A 17843-nucleotide genomic window follows, 5' to 3' on the forward strand; every position below is an offset into this window, starting at 1 on the left:
CCGAGCGGAACGCCGCGCGTCATCACGAGGCGCAGTTCACGCCGTGGGTCGTGCCACGAGTCCGGCACGGTGCGCGTAGACCACCGCCTGCACCCGATCGCGGGCACCGATCTTGGCGAGTACGTGCGAGACGTGCGTCTTCACCGTGGACTCGCCGACGAAGAGCTCGCCCGCGATCTCTGCATTGGACATTCCTTCGGCGACAAGCACGAGAACGTCGAGTTCACGCGGAGTGAGCGGCTCGAACGGCTCATTGACCGTGCGGGTCGTGCGGTCCATCCCCGGTGCGGGGGTGCTTTCGATGCGTGCGGCGCTGCCGGAGACCAGCCGGGAGATGACCTTCACAGTCATCTCCGGGGCGAGGAGGGCGTGCCCACCCGAGACGGCACGGATCGCTGCGACGAGTTCGTCGGGGTCGGCGTTCTTCAGCAGAAACCCGCTCGCGCCGGCCTCGAGTGCGGCGAACAGATAGTCCTCGCGATCGAAGGTCGTCAGGATGATCACCCGCGCCAGATCCTCGGCCACGATCTGCCGGGTCGCCTCGATGCCGTCGGTTCCTGGCATCTGAACGTCCATGAGCACCACATCCGTGGGGACGCTGCGAACGAGATCCACCGCTGCGGCGCCGTCGGCGGCTTGGCCGATCACCTCAACGTCCTCTTCGACGGACAGGACCATGGCGAACCCCGAACGGACGAGGGCCTGATCGTCCACGAGGGCTACTCGGATGGCCATGGGGAACTCCTGTTCTCGACCAGTGCGGTCGACTTCTCGACCGATTCGGCCGCTGTGCTGTTCTCGGTCACGGCCGCCTGCCCCGGTCGGCCGGCGAGGCCGGGAGTGCTGGCACGGTCTGGCTCCGGATCTGTTCCGGCGGCCTCCCGATAGGGAAACCGTACGCGAACCCGCCAACCGGGCGCCGTCGTCCGTGGCCCCGCCTCGACCTCGCCACGGTGCAAGGCGGCCCGTTCTGCGATACCGCGCAGACCGTACCCGGTACCCGAGGTGCCCTGGCGGGGCCGGCCGCCGTCAATCACCTCCACCTCGAGCCAGCGTGCCGTGTGCTCGCCGCCGGTACGCACGGTCACCGAGGCCTGCCGGGCGGTGGAGTGCGTGCGGACGTTGGTCAGGGATTCCTGGACACACCGGTACGCAGACAGATCGAGCGGCGCGGAGAGCCGGTCCAGGTCCCCTTCCCGTGCCTCGATCCGGTAGACGTCCACGAGCAGCCCGGCTTCGGCATGGGTGCGCACGAGTGCGTCGATATCGCCCAGTCCAGGCTCGGGATGCCTGGTCTCCTCCCCGGGATCCTCACTGCGCAGCACCTGCAGCAATGACCGCATCTCGGCGACGGCTTCACGGCTGGTGGCTTCGATCGTGCGCAACGCCTCGGCGCTGGTGTCGGGGGAGACGGTCAGGACACGCCTCGCGGCAGCCGCCTGGACGCCGATCACGGAGACGTGGTGGGCCACCACATCATGGAGTTCACGAGCGATTCTGACCCGCTCCTCGAGCACTGCGCGGTGAGCGAGCTCATCGGCCTGCTTGACGATCTTCTGCGCCTGCTCGCCCACCCGCACGCGATCCAGCGCAGTGCGCCATGCGGAGCGACCGACGAGCACCGCACCTCCGAAGTAGGCGGTGTTCATCACCATCGTGTACAGCACGTACGCAGCAAGCGGCGGCAAGGGGCCACTGGCATCCTCGAACAGGGGCGTGATCTCGGTGATCGCGTTCGTGAGCGTGAACGTGATGGAGATCCACAGGGACATCTCGGCCAGCACAGCCAAGACGACGATCCACAGCATTCTGCGGTCCTTGGCCCATGCCACGGCGGTGTAGAGAGTGGCGAAGTAGGCCACCTGGAACGGCGCCGAGACGGATGCCTCCGGACTCACGTAACTCAGCACCAGGAAGAGCGCCGACGTGGCAACGAGGGTCAGTAGCGGATACCGGCGGCGCATACTCAGCGGCAACGACATGAGCGCGACGGCAACGTAGGCGCGCCACGACTGCTCGCCCTCGATAGCGATGCCGGCGGATTTCGATGCCAGCACCACACCGAGCGCCACGACGAGGTAGATCGCTGTGCCGACGACGTCCCGGTGCTGTTGCACCGCGGTCGGGCCGGGGCGCTCCCACCAGGGTTCCTCCGGATCGTTCAGCCAACCGAACAGCCTGCGCATGCGTACGGGCGCGGCAGGGAGAGCGGACATGGAGCCCGAGCGTAGCCGTCGGCGACCGCAGGTCGCCTCCTTCCCACGATGGATCGTGCTCTGATCGGCTCGAACGTGCGCGGTGACATCTCGTCCACCAGCCCGAGGCGAGGAGATGCCGGTGGAATACGTCACACCGGTCTCACGGAACTGAGCAGGCATGGTTGACTAAGGCAATGCTCACCTCACCCCCGGCTACGGAGACCGCGCTCAAGGACGACCGACCGGCGTACCGGCCCTACTCCGTCACGGTGCAGGCGATCGAGGCTCTGAGCCCGCACTTCGTCCGTGTCACCTTCACCGGTCCGCAGTTGCACTGGTTCGGAACTGATGGTGACGATCAACGAATCAAGATCGTGTTTCCCCACGAGTCCACCGGCCAGGTCAGTGACATCGGCGCCGATGACGAGGAGGTCTGCCGTTCCGGTACCTGGTACGAGCGCTGGCGCGCCCTCCCGGCAGAATCCCGCAGTCCCATTCGCACGTACACGGTGCGCGCCGTGCGCACGCACCTCGGTGAGATCGACGTCGACATGGTCGCCCATGGGGACGCAGGGCCGGCCTCGCGCTGGTTGAATCAGGCGAGCGTGGGGGATGGGTTGGTCATCTCGGGGCCCGATGCACGATCGGTCTCTTCCACCGGAGGCCGTGACTGGGATCCGGGAACGGCGCAGGAGGTCCTGCTCGCCGGCGACGAGACCGCCGCGCCCGCGATCTGCGCGATCCTCGAACGGTTGGAGCCGGGACGGCGTGCCACGGCGTTCATCGAGATTCCCACCGCGGCGGATGAACTCGCCTGCACGCTCCCTCCGGGAGCGCAGATCACCTGGCTGGCCCGCGATGGCGCCGCGCATGGGGACATCCTCGCTCCCACCGTGGTGGCCTGGGCGCGCGCCCATGCGGCACTGATCGGTCCCGGACGCGCCACGGCAGCGACCGACCTTGAGGACATCGACGTGGATTCGGAGATCCTCTGGGACTCGCCGGTGCTGCGCCAGGCGCCGGATACCTGCGGACGTGGTCAGCGATGCGGATCCGACTTCTATGCGTGGTTCGCAGGGGAGGCCGCGGTGATCAAGTCGTTACGGCGGGTGCTGGTCTCCGAGATCGGGGTCTGCCGCCGCCGGGTCGCCTTCATGGGGTACTGGCGAGCCGGCCGCGCCGAGGGGCAGTAGCCGCACACCCACTGCCATGACCTTCCCTTCCGCGCCGTCGGTGCCCGGCTCTGCCCCACCCCGTGCGGCCACCTCGATACTGCGCACCTCCACACGTCGTCGGATACTCGGCGGAGGTGGCCTCGCCCTGCTGGTCCTCCTCCTGGTCGGGGCCAGCCTGGCCGTCGGGGCCCGGGAGATCAGCCTGACCGTGGTCTGGGCTGCCCTGGTGGACTACGTTCCGGGGAACGTCGAGCATGACGTGATCATCGATCAGCGGCTTCCTCGCACAGTCGTGGGACTTGCGGTCGGCGCCGCGCTGGGGGCGGCAGGGGTACTGATGCAGGGCCTGACCCGTAACCCATTGGCAGACCCGGGCCTGCTCGGAGTGAACGCAGGAGCCGCCTTCGCTGTGGTACTCGCCATCACATTCCTGGGCGTGAACAGCCCGGTGGCATTCCTTCCCTTCGCTTTCCTCGGAGCAGCTGGTGCCGCGGTGCTGGTGTATCTGGTCAGTGCCGGTTCTCGCGACGGAGCCACGCCGGTCACGCTTGCCCTGGCCGGTACGGCAGTGACCGCCGGCGTGACGTCACTGATCATGCTGCTCCTGCTGTCCAACCCGCAGACGGTCAATGCCTATCGATTCTGGTCGGTCGGATCCTTGGCCGGACGCGATGGCACCACGCAGTCGTCCATGCTGGGCTCGCTGCTGCCCTTCCTGATCGCCGGCTTCGTCCTCGCCGCTGTGAGTACACGCTGGCTCAACCTGCTCGCACTCGGCACGGATGTCGCACGCGGCCTCGGCGTCCGGGTGGGCACCTCTCGCGCGTTGTCCGTGGTGGCCGTGGTGCTACTCGCCGGCTCGGCAACCGCGCTTGCCGGACCGATCGTCTTCGTGGGCTTGGTGGTCCCGCACGCGGTGCGGGCGGCCACGGGGCCGGATCATCGGTGGATGTTCGCCTATGCGCTCCCGGCCGGGGGCGCATTGCTGCTGGTGGCGGACGTGCTCGGCCGTGCGCTGGTGCGCCCGGGAGAGCTCGAGGCGGGACTGGTGGTGGCCGCCGTCGGAGCGCCGGTGATGATCGCGATCGTGCGCCGAGCGAACCTCGGCGGTGGGCGATCGGGGGGTGTGCAATGAGCGAGCGGACCGGCCGGCCCGCAGATCTGGGCACCCTGGTGTTGCGCCGCGCCCGAGCGCGCCAGCGGCGTCGATACCGCGCCGTGATCGGATCGCTGACGGCGGCCGTCCTGGTGGCCGGATGGCTCACCCTGGCCTGGGGCACCGGGGCGGGTGAGGTAGTCGGTCACCTTGGCGAACTGCTCGGCCTACCAGGCGCCGAGCGTTCCTTCGCCATTCGGCTGCGCTTGCCGCGCGCCGCCCTGAGCATTCTGGTGGGTATCGCCTTCGCGCTGGCGGGCGGCTTGTTCCAGTCGGTACTGCGCAACGCCCTCGCCAGCCCGGACATCCTCGGGGTAAACGCCGCCGCGTCCCTCGCGGGTGCCTGGGCGATCCTCGTGCTCGGAGTATCCGGCGCCCTGGTCTCCCTGGCAGCGTTCCTGGGTGCCGTGGCCGTGGCGGCGCTGATCGTGGTGCTCGCCTGGCGCGACGGACTCTCCGGGCTGCGGTTCGTACTCATCGGCGTGGGGATGGCCTTCGTGGCCAACGCAGGGATCGGCTACCTGCTCACCCGGACCGAAGTCAACGATGCGCGGTCTGCTCTGGTGTGGATGGTCGGTTCGATCGGCACGCCGGCATGGTCTGCCGTGGCCACCCTCGCGGTGGCGCTCATGGTGCTGGTGCCGCTCGCGGCGCTGGCTGTGTCCCGGCTTCGAGCGCTCGATCTGGGCGACGACACCGCCAGCGGGCTCGGTGTGCGAGCGAACCGGACCAGGGTACTGATTCTCGTCGTTGCAGTTGCCTTGGCCGCGGTGGCGACGGCCTTCGCCGGACCGATCGCCTTCGTGGCGTTCGTCAGTGCTCCGATTGCCCGCCGGATGCTGCCGGAGTCAGGTAGCGCCCTGGCGCCCGCGGCCCTGATCGGTGCCCTCGTGGTGCTGCTGGCCGGACTGGTGACCGACCAGCTCTTGGCGAGCTTCAACATCCCGGTCGGAATAGTCACCGGCGCCGTCGGTGCCCCGTATTTGTTGTGGCTGCTGGCCACGAGTGGAAGGACGCGCGGATGAGACCGACGAGCGGACGCAAGGTAGCCCATGAGTTGCGCGCGGAGTGCCTGACCCTCGCCTATGACGGGACGGCGGTGGTCTCCGAGCTCGATCTGGATGTGCCGTCCGGCCAGGTCACGGTGATCGTGGGAGCGAACGGGTGCGGGAAGTCCACGTTGCTGCGAGGCGTGGCTCGATTGCTGCGCCCCACCGGCGGCGTTGTGACCATGGATGGGCGCGCCGTGCACGAGTTGCCCGCCAAACGCCTCGCCACCGTATTGGGCATCCTGCCTCAGGCGCCGATCGCCCCGGAGGGGATCACCGTGGCAGACCTGGTGGGCCGTGGCCGCTACCCGCACCAGGGGTGGTTCAGGCCATGGAGCGGTGGAGACGACGACGTGGTGGCCCAGGCCCTGCGCGTGACCTCCACGTTGGACCTGGCCGAGCGCCGGGTGGACACCCTCTCGGGCGGGCAGCGCCAGCGGGTGTGGATCGCGATGGCCCTGGCGCAGGACCCGGATGTGCTGCTCCTGGATGAACCGACCACCTATCTCGATCTTGCCCACCAGGTGGATGTGCTGGACCTGGTGCACGCGCTCAACTCCGAACGCGGCACCACAGTGGTGATGGTGCTGCACGACCTCAACATGGCCGCTCGGTACGCCGATCATCTCGTGGTGATGCGTGCGGGTGGGGTACTCATCAGCGGTCCGCCTGCTGAGGTCGTCACCGAAGACGTGGTCCGTGATGCGTTCGGTGTGCAGTCGCAGGTGGTGGCCGATCCGGTGTGCGGCGCCCCGATGGTGGTGCCCGTCGGGCGCTTCCACGGAGCACGAGCTGTGGTGTCACCGGACATCGCCGTTTCCGTATAAGGTTAGGCTTACCTGAATCACTGCTGACGGATCGTCTGCTCGTGCCCAGTTGCGCGGGCGGCGTCGCAGGATCCCTTTGTCTGAATGGAGTGCGTGTGTCCCGACGTCACAGCCTGACCGTCGCTGCCATCGCAGCGGCTCTTGCCCTGGCTGCCTGCAGCGGCGGGCAATCTGCCCCCGAGGAATCGAGCGATCGGGCGCCGGGCGCCGAGGGCGCCTGGGAGAGTGTCTCGATCGATCACGCATTCGGTTCCACGGAGATCGCCGAGGCACCGCAGGATGTGGTCACCCTCGGGTGGGGCTCCACTGAGGCGGCCATCGCCCTTGGGGTCGTCCCCGTGGGCATTGAGGCCAAGTCCTACGCCGCTGACGACGATGGCATGTTGCCGTGGGTGGCCGAGGCGTTAGCTGGTACAGAGTCGGCTCCAGCGATGATTCCCGAGATCATCGAAGAGCCCGCCTACGAAGAGATCGACGCCCTTGAACCCGATCTGATCCTGGCGCCGTACTCCGGGATTACCGAAGAGCAGTACGAGTTGCTGACCGAGATCGCTCCGACCGTGGTGTACCCGGAGGAGGCCTGGACCACACCGTGGCGGGACGTCGTCACCATCGTCGGAGAATCGCTCGGGCTGGCCGATGAAGCCACGGCGCTCGTGGCAGACATCGACTCCCAGCTCACCGAGGCTGCCGCTGCGCACCCCGAGCTGGACGGGCTCACCGTTGCAGCGGTCTGGGATCTCGGCGGCACGTTCTACGTCTACAAGGGTGCGGACCCGCGCGTCGGCTTCCTGACCGATCTCGGCATGCAGAGCGCGCCGTCGGTTGAGGAGCTTGCCGTGGGCAACGAGACCTTCTTCTACACCCTGTCCTACGAGGAGACCTCACGGCTGGAGAGTGACCTGATCGTCATGTACGCCTCGAGCCAGGACGAGGTCGATGCGTTCCTGGCGCAGTCCTATGCACAGGCCATTCCCGCGGTAGCATCGGGGGCGGTGGCGCCGGTGGTGGGTGACCCGCTCATCGCGGCGATGTCGCCGCCCACGGCACTGTCGGTGACGTGGGGGTTGGAGGACTACCTGCAGATCATCAGTGAGGCCGCCACACACGTGTCCTGACACGGTGGCGGAAGGCAGGTCCCGGCCGTTCGGGGGAGCGGTCGGGACTTGCTGTCTGTAAGTGTCGGCGTGCGGGTCGCGCGCGACCTATCGATATATCCCTGGAGGCCAGATGTTCCCGCTCGGATCCGGCACCGTCCCCGACACCGCCGTGGATCTCGATCAGCGCCTGGCGGGAGGGCTGCAGCAGATCCTGCGGCCCGAGGCTGGCGAGATCGGCGTGCACAGCCGGCTCGGTGACGGCGACGCCGGCACCACTGGCGCGGCGGCCCGACCAATCGCCCAGCTGGACCTCGACCTCACTGGCGTGCGAATCGGCGTGCGCGAGAAGGATGAGATCGCCGAACCAGCCGAGGAGAGTTCCCTCACCCGCGTGGACCGCCTCACCCTCCGTGGTGAACCGGTCACCGTCCAGGAGGTGCCGGTCACGGTCAGCGCCGAGGTCGAGAATCTCCCAGTGCGCTACCGCCGCCGCGAGGACGGCCAATGGTGGTTCGAAGCCGACGACCGCGCCGACGACCACCGAGCGGTCAGTGGCCGAGTCGAGGCATCGTCTCCGCTCGCCGACCTCGAAGGAGTGGTCTCCGCCCTGGCAAGCGAACGCCTCGCGGCCACGGGTTTCACCCTGACGGACCTACGACTGCGAGTGATCCGGGCGAGCAATCGGCGCGCTGAGATCGAGGTGGATGTCGCCCTGCGGCGCGGCATCCTGCGGGCCTCCGTTACCGGAACGGCCACCGCGTCGGTCGGTACGGACATGGTGGTCACACTCGCTGACCTCGAGGTTACCAGCACCAGCCCGTTGGTGAGCATGGCGCTGCCGGCCCTGCGTGGCCGCCTCGCCCGCTGGGAGGGGCACCAGGTCGATCTGGGCGCGTTCACCTTCGGTGGTGCAACCGTGCGGGACGTCGAGCTCATCGTGACGGAGACGACGGTCGGTGTTCGCGCCGAGATCGGCGGCTGAGCCACACACGATGCGGGTTCCGGGCCCACTGCCCGCACGGCCGGGAAGGCGTGAACCCTCAGTGGGTGAGTACCTGCTCCTCCTGGGCGGGCTGCTCTGCTGAACGGATGAAGAACGAGGCCACAATCACCGTCAAGGAGATCACCGCGCCGCACATGAATGCGGCACGGGTACCGGCGGCCGTGGCATGAACCACGTCGGCCCCACCATCGGCTGCGGCCACCCGGTTGATCGTCAGGAGTACCACGAACAGCGCCGTGCCTGCGGCTCCGGCGAGCTGTTGCATTGCCCCGACGATGGCACTGCCATGGGAGTACAAGTGTGCGGGAATCGAGCCGAGGGACGTGGTGAACAGCGGGGTGAACAATAGGCCCAGGCCGAGGCTGAGGAGCACGTGTGCACCGAGCACCATCGAAGCGGGCGTTTCCGCGGTGAGCAGCGTGAGACTCCACAGCGCGGCGCTGACGACGATCGCCCCCGGTGTGACGAGCACGCGGGGCCCGAACCGGTCGTAGACACGTCCGGCGATCGGCCCGAGCAGGCCCATCGCCAAGCCCCCAGGAAGAAGGATGGCACCGATGGCGAGGGGTTCGAGCCCAAGGACGTTCTGCAGGTAGATGGGCAACAGGATGATCGTGCCGAACAGCGCCATCATCATGAGCAGCATCATCGTGAGTGCGACGGTGAACGTTCGTGAGGTGAAGACACGCAGGTCAAGTAGCGCGCGATCGCGGCGTTGCAACGCGATCTGACGTGTCACGAACAGGGCGAGCATCACCACGCCGATGGTGATCGGAACAGGCGCCGGGAGGAACGGTTCACTGTGCGCCGCTTCACCGAGAGTGCTCAGGCCGTAGATCAGACCACCGAATGCGAACGCGGAGAGCACGATCGAGAACACGTCGAGCGGGACCGCCCGTGGCGTCGTCACGTTGGGGATCTTGCGCCCGCCGAGAACCAGCGCGGCCACCGCGATGGGCAGTACCACCCAGAAGATTCCCGACCACGGCATCACGGCGAGGATCGCCCCCGAGGCGGTCGGACCGACCGCGGGTGCGACGGCCATCACGATCGAGACGTTGCCCATCGTCTTGCCCCGTAGCGCCGGTGGCACCACGGTCATCAGCGTCGTCATCAGCAGTGGCAGCATCATGGCCGTCCCGCTGGCTTGGATGACGCGGCCCAGCACGAGCATCCCGAACCCGACGGAGACCGCAGCCGTGAGGGTTCCCGCGGTGAACAGGGCCATCGCCGTGAGGTAGATCGTGCGGGTGTGGAATCGTTGCAGGAGATACCCGGTCACCGGGATCACCACGGCCATGGTGAGCATGAATGCCGTCGAGAGCCATTGACCCGTGCTCTCGGTGACGCCCAGGTCGATCATGATGCTCGGAATGGCGACGCTCATGATGGTCTCGTTCAGAATGACCACGAATGAAGAGACGAGCAGCAGGCCGATCACGAGTTTGGTCTGCGGATCGAGCCGTTCCTGCCCGGTGGCTGGTGTGCCAGAGACCGTGTGCTCGGAGTAGCTGGAATCGGTCACGGCACAGTCCTTGAAGGTCGAAGCGGTCAGAGATGGGGCGGCGCGCGGCGAGTGGATCCGGGCTGTGGCAAGCACGGTGTACCCGACGACTCCAGTGCGCGCTCAAGGGCGCTGGTCGCACGGCGTGTCGATTCTGCAACGGGGCAAGGCGGGATGGCTAGTGAATACTCGTGGCCTTCGGGATCGAGCGGCAGTGGGTTCCCAGTTGCCCCCTCGCGGGTCAGTCCGTTGTGGTGCGATGCAAGAATGCCATCGAGCACCGACGGCTGGGGAGGTGAAGAGCTGCGATGGACGAATTGCGGCGTGCGGCAAGCGAGATCTACGCCGTACCTCCTGAGGAGTTCGTGCGGACTCGGGATGTCGTCTCGAACCGGCTCGACGCGGTCGGGAATGCCGAGGCCGCCCGTCGAGTACGTGCACTGGTCAAACCGGTGCGAGCTGCGTGGGCCCTGAACGTGCTGACCCGGCGAATGCCCGAGCGCGTAGCGCAGCTGGTCGACCTGGGGCAGGCGCTACGCGAGGCGCACGAACAACGGGACGCTGCCGGACTGCGTGAGCTGACCGGACGTCGTCGCACGCTCGTGCCCAGCGTGGTACGCGAGCTGCGTGCCTTGTGCAGTGAGCTTGGTCCAGACCTCAGCGCCGCCACGTGCACCCAGGTCGAGGAAACGCTGAAAGGGGCGTTGGCCGACGAGAGCATCGAAGCGGCCGTCCTGTCCGGACTGCTGCTGCGGCCACTCGGCGCCGGTGGCACGAGCGTGACAGACCTGCGAGAAGCGACCGCGATACCGGGTGCCACCGGGGAACCGCCCGCGGCACATCGCCCGGGATCACCGTTGGTGGTGGTACCGGATGCCGAGAAGAGCCCACGAGCGAGCGCTGCCAGTGCGCAGGATCGACGGGCCGCTGCCGCGGAGGTGCTGGCGGCGCAGCGCCGCGTCGAGCGCCTGAACTCCGCCGCACAGCGCACGCAGCAAGCATTGGCGGCGGAACAGTCTGCGGCACGGCGCCTGCGGGCCGAAGCCGACGAGCTGCATCGCCGGGCGTTGGCGCTGGAGCACGATGCCGACCGAGCCGACCGGCACAGTCGCAGGGCCGACCGGGTTCATGCTGAAGCTGTTCGCTCGCTTGAGCAAGCACATGAGGCGCTTGAGGAAGCCCGACGAGCGCAGGCTGCGTTGGAGTGACGTCGATCCCGGCAGCGTGAGCCGGGGAGCCTGCCGATCGGAGGTCATCTCGCCATTCGAGACCGCAGAAGCAGCCGACCAGCACGATGATCCGGGCGGATAGCGTTCGCAGAATGCCAGATCTCCTGATCCGATTCATCGCGGTGCTCGTGCTTCTCGCGGTGGCAACAGGTGGCTGGTTGGCGGTGCGGCACCGGCGCGGAAACCCTCGGACTGTCAGCGGCGCTCCCGGCGTCGATGCGATCGCCGCCGCCGTGACGATACCGGCCGCCGCCCGTCAGGTGGTGGTGCAGTTCTCCGGTCCGCACTGTTCTGCGTGTGGTCCCAGCGCGCGGGTGTGGCGTTCGGTGGTCACCGAACCGGATGCCTTCCTGAGTGTGGACGTCACCGAGCACCTGGACCTCACGAGGACGTTCGGGGTGCTGAGCACGCCGACGTCCCTGGTGTTCGACGGCAACGGTGAGTTGCGCACCCGGCTCACCGGGCCGCCGTCGCCCGCTCGCGCCCGCGAGGCGCTTGCGCTCGCCGGCTCCTTCCACTGACTCGCCGGCTCCTTCTACTGAGAGGACGACTATGGGACCCGCACCATCACCCTCCGGTATCGATCCCCGCGGCCCTCGCGTGGGCGCCGCCTTGACCAGTGCGCTATTGGTGCTGGCGATCGTGGTGGGCGGCAGTGGCGGCCTCATGGTCCTCGCTGTCGTCGTGGCATCGTTCCTGCTGGGCACCGTCGGGGGCGTGGGCCGCACGTGGCAGGGATTGCTCTACCGCGTGCTGATCCGGCCACGGCTCGTGGCTCCGCAGGAACTCGAGGATCCCCGTCCCCCGAGGTTCGCGCAGGGCATCGGTTTGGCGATCACGGGAGTCGGGTTGATTCTGGGCCTGCTCGGCGTGACATGGGCGCTTCCGGTGTTCGCCGGCATCGCGCTCATTGCGGCGTTCCTGAATGCCGCGTTCGGCCTGTGCCTGGGCTGCGAGATGTACCTGCTGCTGCTTCGCGTGCGTTCACCACGCACGGCGTGAGCCGAACAGCGCGGATCCGGCCTATCGCCGTTGTCGGCGCGACCACCAGGTGGCCACGAAGGGCCATGAGAAGGCCACTGCTGCGCACAGGAGGATGCTGCCGGTCCAGCCCAGGTGAAGGCGGTGGGCCAGCAGGTTGATCAGCACAATCAACACGAGGGTGATGATCATCTGCTTCGTACCGAGCCGCCACAGGCGACGGTCCCGGTGCACGGGTGGCCGCCCCTGGGAGCTCATCGACTGAACTCCGTGCGGCACTCGAAGGAGGGCAGCCCGAGCGCGTGATAGCCGCGAGCACGGTCCACCTGCGGCCGGGGTTCGCAGAGCCTGAAGATCATGTGACCAACCTATTGCGTCGGAGCGTCCTGCGTCGCATTGCGACGATCACCACGACGGCAGCCACCACGAACACCAGTACCAGCACGGGAAGCAGGAGGGCCAGCGTGGTCAACGTGACGGCGGAGACGTCCTCCACGGTGGAGGCCACCGGTGCGCCGATTCCCGCAGTGGAAAGGTTGATGCCCGCACGGGCGCCCGCCTTGCCCAGGTGCGTGATGAGGGCCAGAATCACACCGCAAGCGAGGGGGACCACCGCCGCGCTGGTGAAGAACTCGCCCGGGTCGGTGGTCGCAGGCGTGATGGCGCCCGAACCGGCCGCGAACACGATACCGCCGGAGGTAGGGCGCACCACCGTCTGCAGGATGTCATTGACATGGTCCACTGCCGGCACCTTGTCTGCGACGACCTCGACGGCGAGTAGTACCCCGAGCACGATGAGGACCCAGCCGTTCGCCAGCCAGCCCCACGTGGCGGGCAACTCGACGAGCGAGGTGTACCGCGCGAGAAGCCCCATCACCATCATGGGGATGTAGGCGTTCAGTCCTGCCGAGAGAGCCAGACCGCCGCCGGTCAGCAGTTCCATCGTTCAGCCGTCGGTGTGCTCGGCGGAGTCGGAACGTTCGAGGGCGTCGGAACGTTCGGCCAGGGCCGCCTCGAGCCGGGCCACCTTGCCATCGAGTTCGCCCTGGTGGCCGGGCCGAATGTCGGCCTTCATCACCAGCGAAACACGGTGCCCGTGCGCAGAGACGGCGTCAGTGGCGCGCCGTACGACGTCAAAGACCTCATCCCATTCACCCTCGATCGTGGTGAACATGGCATCGGTGCGGTGTGGCAGGCCGCTGGAGCGCACCACCGCGACGGCGTCCGCGACAGCGGTGGCCACGGACTCACCGTGCCCCATCGGCGCGACAGAGAATGCGAGCAGCATGAGGTCAGTCTTCCAGATCCCTCACGGCCGTGGGACTCGGGCGGGCGGCATCGCATAGAGTCCGGTGTGTGAGCAGGATCCCCGGGGGCGAGAACCGGTCGGAACCGGTCGTCACCGACCGGATCTTCACCGTGCCGAATGTCATCTCGATGGTGCGGCTCTTGCTGGTCCCAGTGGTCGGCGTTCTGATCATGACGGGACACCTGATCCCGGCGTTCGTGGTGCTGGTTGGTGCCGGATTCAGCGATTGGCTCGACGGCGTGATCGCGCGACGGTTCAATCAGACATCCCGGCTTGGGCGCTTTCTCGACCCTTCAGCTGACCGCCTGTTCATTCTGGTGACGATCCTGGGACTGGCTGTTCAGCAGATCATTCCGTGGTGGGTGGTGATCGTGCTGCTGGCGCGTGAACTTGCCGTCGGTCTGTGCTTGCCCGCGATGGCGCGCCGTGGGTATCCCGGGTTCCCTGTGCATGTGGCGGGGAAAGCGGGCACCTTCGCGCTGATGTATGCCTTCCCGCTGTTGTTGCTGTCACACCTGAGCGGGCCGGTGGGCGAGACGGCGTGGGTGGTCGGTTGGGCAGCGGCGCTGTGGGGTGTCTTCCTCTATTGGGCCGCCGGGCTGCTCTATCTCAACCAGTTCCGTGAGGTGATGACGGGCAGGGCGATGCCGGCATGACCCGGTATCCCGTGCCGCAGGGCACGTCCACGAGCACCCGGTTCGCCGCGACCGGTGGACGACGCCCCGATGCATCGATGACGCTGCTCAACGAGGTGATGGAGCGGCCCCTGGACCTCGGGTACGCGGCCGCGAGTGATGCGCGCCGGCGTGGCGTGGCCACGCCCCAGACCCCGGTGCGGCGCAGCGTGACCTTCCTCCTCGCGGTGCTCCTCGGGGTGGTGGCGGTGTGGGCGGCGCGTGAGCTCCGTGCGCCGGTGGAGTTCGAGAATGCCTCTGACGTATTGGTCGAGGAGATCAGGGGTCGCACGGCGATCGGTGATCGGCTCGCTGAGCAGAACGAGGAGCTACGACAGGAGATCACCGAACTCCAGGCGGAGGCGATGGGTGAGGATGCGGAGGAGTTCCTTGCCGACTCCGCCCGTTTGGGCCTGTGGGCGGGCGCAACTGCGGTCCAGGGCACGGGCATCGTGATCACCGTTGAGGACTCGGTGCAGGCGCGCAACCAGGAGCCGGGCGCTGAGGACGGCAGGGTGCGGGATTCGGACCTGCAGTTCGTCGTCAACGGTCTCTGGGCGGCCGGGGCGGAGGCAATCGCCGTGAACGGCCATCGCCTCACTGGGCACACGGCCATTCGTACTGCTGGAGACGCCGTCCTGGTCGACCTGCAGCCGCTGGTCTCGCCGTATCGGATCGAGGTCATCGGTGACCCTGACGACCTGCGGACGGAGTTCGCCCGGACGCAGGCATCGGCGATGTTGAATCAACTGGCTGCCCGCCACTCCATTGCCTCGTCAATCGAGACGGCGGACAAGCTCGTGCTCCCTGCCGGCACCGCAGGCCAGCCTGACGTTGTGACGGAATCGTCATGAGAGGGGCGCACTGGGCTCGCCGCCGTCATGTCAGACTGAAAACCGACGGCGAAGGGAGGGTGCAATGATCGCCGTGGCCGGGCTCGTGGTCGGCGTGGTGCTCGGGCTCATCCTGCAACCCTCTGTTCCCGTGGAGCTCCAGCCCTACCTCCCCATCGCCGTGGTTGCCGCCCTCGACGCCCTGTTCGGCGCCGTCCGAGCGCGCTTGGAGGAGGTCTTCGACGAGCGGGTGTTCGTCACCTCCTTCGTGTTCAATGTGGTGATCGCCGCCTTCCTGGTCTTCCTCGGCGACCAGTTGGGAGTGGGCTCGCAGATGAGCACCGCCGTGGTGGTGGTGCTCGGAATCCGCATCTTCTCCAACGCTGCGTCGATCCGGCGCCACGTGTTCAAGGCATGAGCATGAGGAGCCCCCGCGTAGGTACGCCGAGGGACGAGGTGTGCCGGAGTGAGGCACCGCAGTGCGCATGCAGGAAGGGCAGCGCATGAGCATGAGGAGCCCCCGCGTAGGTACGCCGAGGGACGAGGTGTGCCGGAGTGAGGCACCGGAGTGCTTATGCGAAGAAGGCAGGGCATGAGCATGAGGAGCCCGGAGTCAGGCTCGCACCGCGCCGAGCGGCCTGCCCGCGATGCGCCGCGGCAGCGGACGGCCGGCAGGGAGAAGCCCAGCGGTTCGACGATGAGCGTGTCCATAGACGGCGGCCGCCGTGGCTACACGATGCGAGCTCGGCTGCTGATCGGAGCGATGTGCGTGCTGCTCGGATTCGCGATCGTGGCGCAGGTGCGTGAGACGCAGGATGACCAGTTTGCGGGTCTGCGGCAGGACGATCTGGTGCGTCTGCTCGATGAAGTGACTCAACGCAATGAGCAACTCACCGAGGAGGCGGAGGAGCTTGCCCGCAACCGCGACGGACTCCTCTCAGGTTCGAATGACCGCGCCGTCCAGGAGGACCTTGCTGATCTCCTGGGTATTCTCTCCGGCACTGTCCCGGTCGAGGGCCCGGGTGTGGTCGTCCGGATCGACGATGAGGACGGCGACGTGAGTGCAGCGCTGATGGTGCACATGCTTCAGGAGATGCGCAACGCCGGTGCTGAGGCGATCGCAGTCTCCGACGAACGCTTGACGGTGTCCTCGGACTTCGTGGACACCGTGGACGGCATCACGGTCAACGGGACTCTGATCGAGTCGCCGTACGAGTGGCGGGTGATCGGCGATGCGGACACGCTGAGCGTCGCCTTGGACATTCCGGGAGGCGCGTTCGCCAGGATGCGCACCGCCGGTGCTGAGGTCACGATGGCCGAGCGTGAGCTCGTTCAGATCACCTCGGTGCGCGAGGCACCGGAGCCGGAGTACGCACAGCCGGTGGAAGCCGACGACTGACGTTTCCTCCGCCGTCATGGGCAACTAGAGTGGCCCAGGTAGAGTCTGCGCTCATAGTTCTTTCGCATTCGCCCGGCCGGGCGAGTGACGAACGTCCGGTACGGGAGGCACACAGTGACCGAGCAGGAACACGGACCGGCGGGCCACGAGCCGGCCGGCAACGGTCCGGGCCCGCACACCACGGCTGCCCTCGGCCGCGTGGTGCCACCGGACGTTGACGAACACGCTGCCGGCTCCATGGATGCCTCGGACCGCTCCGCTGTGGAGGCGCTTCCGCCATTCTCGGCGTTGCTCATCGTGCAGCACGGCCCGAACGCGGGAGCCCGGTTCCTGCTGGACGCTGACCGCGTGACCGCCGGCCGGGACACCGCTGCTGACATCTTCCTCGACGACGTCACGGTCTCGCGCAAGCACGCCGAGTTCCTGGCGGCCGACGGTGTCTTCACCGTGCGCGATGTGGGGAGTCTGAATGGCACGTACGTTAATCGCACTCGGATCGACGAGGCGGTTCTCCAGGCGGGGGATGAGGTGCAGATCGGCAAGTACCGGCTGACCTTCCACCCGAGCCCGCGCCGGAACACCGCGACCCAGAGTGACGCCGGGGCGGGTGACGTCAGCCAGTGAACGGCCTCGCCGCATCTGCACATGAGGACGGCGACGAACAGAGGTGGCCGTTCGGCGTTTCACGAACGCCAACGATGAACATCAGTGGGGCGCTCTCGGTCCTCAAACGGGAGTTTCCGGCGATCTCGGTGTCGAAGGTGCGCTTCCTCGAGGATCAAGGTCTGGTGAGCCCGCACCGCACGCCGTCCGGGTACCGCCGCTACTCGTTGGCCGATGTGGAACGTCTGCGGTTCGCCCTCGCTGCCCAGCGGGACTCGTTCCTGCCATGGAAGGTGATCCGGGAACGGCTGACCGAGCTCGATGCCGGGGGAGCGGAGCTTCCGGCCCCGGGCGCTCGAGTGGTCACCGAGGATGGTGAGTTGCTCGCGGCGCCGTCGGCTTCTGGCCGGTTGACCACGGACCAGGTGGCCGAGCAGGCGGGCTGTTCGGTCGAACGGGTGGTCGCGCTGGCCGGCGCTGGTCTGATCATCGCGGACGCGTCGCGGAAGTTCCCGGCGGGCGTCGTGGCGATCGTCCGGCTTGCCGATGAACTCGCGGAGTACGGGATTGACGATCGGCATCTGCGCACGCTGCGGTCTGCGGCAGATCGCCAACTCGACCTGGTTGAGCAGATCGTGGCGCCGGTGCGGTCCCAGCGCACTGGTCCTTCGGCCAGTGGGTCACGCGCGAAGGCGCACACGATGGCTGCTGATCTGGCTCGGTCGTTGACCGCCCTGCATACGGCCCTGTTGAAGTCAGGCATCGACCGATTGGAATGACCCGGCCATTTCCGACGGCGGTGC

The 17843-nt window shown here is 67.6% G+C and carries 21 protein-coding genes; 15 read left to right on the forward strand and 6 right to left on the reverse strand.

Going from position 1 to position 17843, the window contains the following annotated elements; genetic code table 11:
* Positions 1-36: 36 nt before the first annotated feature.
* Together LQF10_RS09045 and LQF10_RS09050 are read right to left on the reverse strand one after the other, a co-directional pair.
* Positions 37-735 (reverse strand): response regulator, encoded by a 699-nt coding sequence (locus LQF10_RS09045; protein WP_231067141.1) that lies wholly within the window; start codon positions 733-735, stop codon positions 37-39.
* Positions 720-2216, reverse strand: a complete 1497-nt coding sequence (locus tag LQF10_RS09050; RefSeq protein WP_231067142.1) for a sensor histidine kinase — start codon at positions 2214-2216, stop codon at positions 720-722. Before LQF10_RS09050 ends, LQF10_RS09045 begins: the two co-directional genes overlap by 16 nt.
* 176 nt (positions 2217-2392) lie before the next feature.
* Between LQF10_RS09050 and LQF10_RS09055 the strand changes: the two genes are divergently transcribed.
* From LQF10_RS09055 to LQF10_RS09080, 6 genes are all read left to right on the forward strand, one after another.
* Entirely contained in the window at positions 2393-3391 is a 999-nt protein-coding gene (locus LQF10_RS09055; RefSeq protein WP_231067143.1) for a siderophore-interacting protein, read from the forward strand.
* A 16-nt stretch (positions 3392-3407) separates the two neighbouring features.
* Positions 3408-4508, forward strand: coding sequence for a FecCD family ABC transporter permease (locus LQF10_RS09060; RefSeq protein ID WP_231067144.1), 1101 nt, complete (start codon positions 3408-3410; stop codon positions 4506-4508).
* Positions 4505-5554, forward strand: a complete 1050-nt coding sequence (locus LQF10_RS09065) for a FecCD family ABC transporter permease (RefSeq protein ID WP_231067145.1) — start codon at positions 4505-4507, stop codon at positions 5552-5554. Before LQF10_RS09060 ends, LQF10_RS09065 begins: the two co-directional genes overlap by 4 nt.
* Positions 5551-6405, forward strand: coding sequence for an ABC transporter ATP-binding protein (locus tag LQF10_RS09070; RefSeq protein ID WP_231067146.1), 855 nt, complete (start codon positions 5551-5553; stop codon positions 6403-6405). The genes LQF10_RS09065 and LQF10_RS09070 overlap by 4 nt, the downstream gene beginning before the upstream one ends.
* 95 nt (positions 6406-6500) lie before the next feature.
* Positions 6501-7523 carry an iron-siderophore ABC transporter substrate-binding protein gene (locus LQF10_RS09075; protein WP_231067147.1) on the forward strand — a complete coding sequence of 341 codons (1023 nt, stop codon included), beginning with the start codon at positions 6501-6503 and terminating at the stop codon, positions 7521-7523.
* Positions 7524-7635: 112 nt separating this feature from the next.
* Positions 7636-8487: a hypothetical protein gene (locus LQF10_RS09080; RefSeq protein WP_231067148.1), complete on the forward strand. Its 852-nt coding sequence runs from the start codon at positions 7636-7638 to the stop codon at positions 8485-8487.
* A gap of 58 nt (positions 8488-8545) precedes the next feature.
* Here LQF10_RS09080 and LQF10_RS09085 read toward each other — a convergent pair whose 3' ends face one another.
* Entirely contained in the window at positions 8546-10033 is a 1488-nt protein-coding gene (locus LQF10_RS09085; RefSeq protein WP_231067149.1) for an MDR family MFS transporter, read from the reverse strand.
* Positions 10034-10320: 287 nt separating this feature from the next.
* On the opposite strand from LQF10_RS09085, the gene LQF10_RS09090 reads away from it, so the two are divergent.
* From LQF10_RS09090 to LQF10_RS09100, 3 genes are all read left to right on the forward strand, one after another.
* Positions 10321-11220 (forward strand): hypothetical protein, encoded by a 900-nt coding sequence (locus LQF10_RS09090; protein ID WP_231067150.1) that lies wholly within the window; start codon positions 10321-10323, stop codon positions 11218-11220.
* A 113-nt stretch (positions 11221-11333) separates the two neighbouring features.
* Entirely contained in the window at positions 11334-11762 is a 429-nt protein-coding gene (locus LQF10_RS09095; protein ID WP_231067151.1) for a thioredoxin family protein, read from the forward strand.
* A gap of 31 nt (positions 11763-11793) precedes the next feature.
* Complete coding sequence (locus LQF10_RS09100) at positions 11794-12243, forward strand: DUF4395 domain-containing protein (protein ID WP_231067152.1); 450 nt, start codon at positions 11794-11796, stop codon at positions 12241-12243.
* Positions 12244-12264: 21 nt separating this feature from the next.
* Here the strand turns inward: LQF10_RS09100 and LQF10_RS09105 are convergent, their stop codons facing one another.
* The 3 genes from LQF10_RS09105 to LQF10_RS09115 form a co-directional block, all read right to left on the reverse strand.
* On the reverse strand, positions 12265-12480 hold the full coding sequence (locus LQF10_RS09105; RefSeq protein WP_231067153.1) for a hypothetical protein: 216 nt from the start codon (positions 12478-12480) through the stop codon (positions 12265-12267).
* 97 nt (positions 12481-12577) lie between these two features.
* On the reverse strand, positions 12578-13165 hold the full coding sequence (locus LQF10_RS09110; protein ID WP_231067154.1) for a DUF4126 domain-containing protein: 588 nt from the start codon (positions 13163-13165) through the stop codon (positions 12578-12580).
* Between the two features lie 3 nt (positions 13166-13168).
* Complete coding sequence (locus LQF10_RS09115) at positions 13169-13510, reverse strand: thiamine-binding protein (RefSeq protein ID WP_231067155.1); 342 nt, start codon at positions 13508-13510, stop codon at positions 13169-13171.
* 68 nt (positions 13511-13578) lie between these two features.
* Between LQF10_RS09115 and LQF10_RS09120 the strand changes: the two genes are divergently transcribed.
* The 6 genes from LQF10_RS09120 to ftsR all read left to right on the forward strand — a co-directional run bounded on the left by LQF10_RS09120 (position 13579) and on the right by ftsR (position 17819).
* Positions 13579-14187 (forward strand): CDP-alcohol phosphatidyltransferase family protein, encoded by a 609-nt coding sequence (locus LQF10_RS09120; RefSeq protein ID WP_231067156.1) that lies wholly within the window; start codon positions 13579-13581, stop codon positions 14185-14187.
* On the forward strand, positions 14184-15059 hold the full coding sequence (locus LQF10_RS09125) for a DUF881 domain-containing protein (protein ID WP_231067157.1): 876 nt from the start codon (positions 14184-14186) through the stop codon (positions 15057-15059). Before LQF10_RS09120 ends, LQF10_RS09125 begins: the two co-directional genes overlap by 4 nt.
* Positions 15060-15123: 64 nt before the next feature.
* The gene (locus tag LQF10_RS09130; protein WP_231067158.1) at positions 15124-15456 is read left to right on the forward strand and encodes a small basic family protein; all 333 of its coding nucleotides are present in this window, start codon (positions 15124-15126) and stop codon (positions 15454-15456) included.
* Between the two features lie 174 nt (positions 15457-15630).
* The gene (locus tag LQF10_RS09135) at positions 15631-16437 is read left to right on the forward strand and encodes a DUF881 domain-containing protein (RefSeq protein ID WP_231067159.1); all 807 of its coding nucleotides are present in this window, start codon (positions 15631-15633) and stop codon (positions 16435-16437) included.
* Positions 16438-16551: 114 nt separating this feature from the next.
* A complete protein-coding gene (locus tag LQF10_RS09140; protein WP_435531442.1) occupies positions 16552-17061 on the forward strand; it encodes an FHA domain-containing protein in 510 nt (169 codons plus the stop codon).
* Between the two features lie 74 nt (positions 17062-17135).
* Positions 17136-17819, forward strand: coding sequence for a transcriptional regulator FtsR (gene ftsR, locus LQF10_RS09145; RefSeq protein ID WP_231067160.1), 684 nt, complete (start codon positions 17136-17138; stop codon positions 17817-17819).
* Positions 17820-17843 lie beyond the last annotated feature (24 nt).

The organism is Ruania halotolerans (genome assembly GCF_021049285.1).
Classification (GTDB): domain Bacteria; phylum Actinomycetota; class Actinomycetes; order Actinomycetales; family Beutenbergiaceae; genus Ruania; species Ruania halotolerans.

What these genes read in the sequence shown, in the direction of transcription:
- LQF10_RS09070 (WP_231067146.1), top strand. Translation starts at nt 5,551, where the DNA reads ATGAGACCGACGAGCGGACGCAAGGTAGCCCATGAGTTGCGCGCGGAG.
- LQF10_RS09110 (WP_231067154.1), bottom strand. Translation starts at nt 13,165, where the DNA reads ATGGAACTGCTGACCGGCGGCGGTCTGGCTCTCTCGGCAGGACTGAAC.
- LQF10_RS09065 (WP_231067145.1), top strand. Translation starts at nt 4,505, where the DNA reads ATGAGCGAGCGGACCGGCCGGCCCGCAGATCTGGGCACCCTGGTGTTG.
- LQF10_RS09080 (WP_231067148.1), top strand. Translation starts at nt 7,636, where the DNA reads ATGTTCCCGCTCGGATCCGGCACCGTCCCCGACACCGCCGTGGATCTC.
- LQF10_RS09125 (WP_231067157.1), top strand. Translation starts at nt 14,184, where the DNA reads ATGACCCGGTATCCCGTGCCGCAGGGCACGTCCACGAGCACCCGGTTC.
- LQF10_RS09060 (WP_231067144.1), top strand. Translation starts at nt 3,408, where the DNA reads ATGACCTTCCCTTCCGCGCCGTCGGTGCCCGGCTCTGCCCCACCCCGT.
- LQF10_RS09130 (WP_231067158.1), top strand. Translation starts at nt 15,124, where the DNA reads ATGATCGCCGTGGCCGGGCTCGTGGTCGGCGTGGTGCTCGGGCTCATC.
- LQF10_RS09095 (WP_231067151.1), top strand. Translation starts at nt 11,334, where the DNA reads ATGCCAGATCTCCTGATCCGATTCATCGCGGTGCTCGTGCTTCTCGCG.
- LQF10_RS09135 (WP_231067159.1), top strand. Translation starts at nt 15,631, where the DNA reads ATGAGCATGAGGAGCCCGGAGTCAGGCTCGCACCGCGCCGAGCGGCCT.
- LQF10_RS09090 (WP_231067150.1), top strand. Translation starts at nt 10,321, where the DNA reads ATGGACGAATTGCGGCGTGCGGCAAGCGAGATCTACGCCGTACCTCCT.
- ftsR (WP_231067160.1), top strand. Translation starts at nt 17,136, where the DNA reads ATGAACATCAGTGGGGCGCTCTCGGTCCTCAAACGGGAGTTTCCGGCG.
- LQF10_RS09100 (WP_231067152.1), top strand. Translation starts at nt 11,794, where the DNA reads ATGGGACCCGCACCATCACCCTCCGGTATCGATCCCCGCGGCCCTCGC.
- LQF10_RS09055 (WP_231067143.1), top strand. Translation starts at nt 2,393, where the DNA reads ATGCTCACCTCACCCCCGGCTACGGAGACCGCGCTCAAGGACGACCGA.
- LQF10_RS09045 (WP_231067141.1), bottom strand. Translation starts at nt 735, where the DNA reads ATGGCCATCCGAGTAGCCCTCGTGGACGATCAGGCCCTCGTCCGTTCG.
- LQF10_RS09105 (WP_231067153.1), bottom strand. Translation starts at nt 12,480, where the DNA reads ATGAGCTCCCAGGGGCGGCCACCCGTGCACCGGGACCGTCGCCTGTGG.
- LQF10_RS09115 (WP_231067155.1), bottom strand. Translation starts at nt 13,510, where the DNA reads ATGCTGCTCGCATTCTCTGTCGCGCCGATGGGGCACGGTGAGTCCGTG.
- LQF10_RS09050 (WP_231067142.1), bottom strand. Translation starts at nt 2,216, where the DNA reads ATGTCCGCTCTCCCTGCCGCGCCCGTACGCATGCGCAGGCTGTTCGGT.